Raw genomic sequence first — 2301 nt, 5'->3', positions numbered from 1 at the left:
GGTCTAACGTGCTAGACTTTAGTCGGCTAAAATCTGACGCAAGGCGGTTCTGACATGGCACACATAGCGAAGTACAAGGCTCAATCGGTCGGGCACATGCTCGCCCACTATAGGCGCGACCGCAGCAGCCTGGAGCGCGACAACATCGACCCCGAGCGCATCAAGAACGACTTGGTTGTCGGTCACTACACCAACAAGGACGGCAAGCTCGTTGTGGGGCGCGTGGAGCCGCGCGAGAGCGAGCCGAACTGGGGCACGGTGGAGAGCCGCATCGAGCGCGTGAACGAAGCCCAGAAGGCGGCTGGGAAGCGCGCCACGCGCAAGGATGCGGTCGTTATGGCTGACGTTGTTGTGACGCTTCCCGACAATGTGCGCAAGGGCGATGAGGACAGGTTCTTCCGTCTCACGTACTGGTACCTGTCGAAGAAGTTCGGCATCGAGAACATGATGGGCGGGTACGTCCACAAGGACGAGGTGCTGAAGGACGGCACGCCCGCCCGCGACCACATGCACGTGCCGTTCACGCCCATCCTAGATGGACGGTTCAACTACAAGCAGATGTGCCCCCGCAGCTTCTACCGGAGCATGCACAAGGAGCTTGGGGATTACCTAGAGGGGCGCATGGGCTACCGCCCTGCAATCGAGCTTGACGAGGAGACGCGGGCGCAGCGCGTGTACACGGACAAGTCCGTGGATATCGACAAGGTACGCTGTGCGGTCGATAAGGCCGTGGTTGAACCTGCGAAGGACGAAGCGGCGCGAATCGTCGCGGCGGCTAGGGAAGAAGCCGCCGCTTTGCTAAATGATGCCGAAGCGCGTAAGGCAGAGCTTGTTACCGAGATTGCCGACAAGGAGGGTGACCTTGCCGAGCTTGACAGCCAGCTCGAGGACGTGAAGCTCGATATCGAAGATGAGCAAGACCGATTGGAGTGTCTTCGGCAACGAGCGGACGGAGTTGCGCGAGACGTTGGAGAGCTTCGCTCCATCGCTGCCGAGGTTCGGGGCTGGGAAGCTGCGGGAAAAGCTGAGCGCGGCGCAATCCTCGATAACATCGTTGTTAAGTGCGATGGACTCGCGAGCCGCATCAGAGCAGGAGTTGCGGGAATGCGAATCAAAGTGGAAGAGCTTAGAAGCCGAATATCGCGCCCGCTCGAATATCTGATGCGCAGGGAACAGCCAAGGCAACAGAGCCTTAATGACGTGCTGCGCGATGCGCAGCGGGCGGCGGATGCGTGGAACCGCGACCACGCTGCACCGCAGAGGACGTATCGCGGGCGGGCTAGATGATGTGTTATAGTAGTACCTGTAATACACGACAAGGAGGTGCGACATGGCTACCGCGGTCACATCAATGAGGATTCCAACCGAGTTGAACGAGCGCTACAGCCGTCTTGCGAAGGAGACTGGCAGGTCGAGGAGCTTCTACGTTAACGAAGCCCTGCAAGAAGCTATCGACCGTTTCGAGTACGAGTACGGGATTCTCAAGGATATCGAGGACTATCGTGCTGGCAGGCTTGAGACCTACAGCATCGACGAGGTAAGGGCGCACTGTGGCCTGGCGAATTGATTTCACGAGGAACGCCGACAAGGCGATGCGCAAGCTCGATAAGGGCGTTGCCGCGCGGGTGTTTGACGAGCTTGACGAGATAGCGAAGCTCGAAGACCCAAGAAGCAGGGGCAAGGCATTGACGGGAAACTTGGCAGGCGTGTGGCGATACAGGGTCGGTGACTACCGAATCCTGTGCGACATCAATGACGGCAGGCTCGTCATTCTCGTGGTCGATGTTGCGCATAGACGCGAGGTTTACAAGCGCAGATAAAAAAAGAAAAGCCCCAGCAAGCTTGGCGGCAGCAGGGGCATTCGAGACAAGGAGATTATAGCATGGCGGCAAACGCTGGCGAGACGAAGGTGAAGCTCTGGGAGGGCATCTGCTACCCAGAGAACATGCGCGATGACTGGCAGGACGAGATAGACGACATTCTTCAAGTGCCTTTCGCTTATGCGGTTCACGACATAGACCATGACCAGAAGAGCAAGCAGCGCAAGACGCATGCGCACGTCATTGTTGTCTGGGGCGGCAACACGACACGCAAGGCAATCATCAACGTCTTGAACCGATTGAGCGCGGACGGCAAGAAGTGCTGTTCGTCAGCCGAGCCAATCAACAGCATCAGGCATGCGTATGACTATCTGATTCACGACACGGCTTCCTGTCGCAAGAAGGGCAAGGAGCTGTATCCGGTCGAAGCACGCATCGAGGGAAACAACTTCGACATTGGTCAGCTCGAACAGCTCTCGAC

Annotated in this window: 4 protein-coding genes; all 4 read left to right on the top strand. The window is 58.0% G+C overall.

Annotated elements, in window-relative coordinates; translation table 11 throughout:
• Nucleotides 1–54 precede the first annotated feature (54 nt).
• Entirely contained in the window at nt 55–1287 is a 1233-nt protein-coding gene (locus AB5Z54_RS09790) for a plasmid recombination protein (protein WP_368092396.1), read from the top strand.
• Nucleotides 1288–1330: 43 nt separating this feature from the next.
• Entirely contained in the window at nt 1331–1567 is a 237-nt protein-coding gene (gene relB, locus AB5Z54_RS09785) for a type II toxin-antitoxin system RelB family antitoxin (RefSeq protein WP_035138971.1), read from the top strand.
• Complete coding sequence (locus AB5Z54_RS09780; protein ID WP_035138972.1) at nt 1551–1820, top strand: type II toxin-antitoxin system RelE family toxin; 270 nt, start codon at nt 1551–1553, stop codon at nt 1818–1820. Before relB ends, AB5Z54_RS09780 begins: the two co-directional genes overlap by 17 nt.
• 62 nt (nt 1821–1882) lie before the next feature.
• On the top strand, nt 1883–2301 hold a 419-nt coding region (locus AB5Z54_RS09775), incomplete at its 3' end, for a Rep family protein (RefSeq protein WP_368161406.1).

Source organism: Collinsella aerofaciens (assembly GCF_040910185.1).
GTDB lineage: Bacteria > Actinomycetota > Coriobacteriia > Coriobacteriales > Coriobacteriaceae > Collinsella > Collinsella aerofaciens_BF.
This window is presented reverse-complemented; position numbering and strand designations above follow the sequence as displayed.

Bases quoted from the DNA above. Each gene is read 5' to 3' on its own strand.
- AB5Z54_RS09790 (WP_368092396.1), top strand. From the start codon at position 55: ATGGCACACATAGCGAAGTACAAGGCTCAATCGGTCGGGCACATGCTC.
- relB (WP_035138971.1), top strand. From the start codon at position 1,331: ATGGCTACCGCGGTCACATCAATGAGGATTCCAACCGAGTTGAACGAG.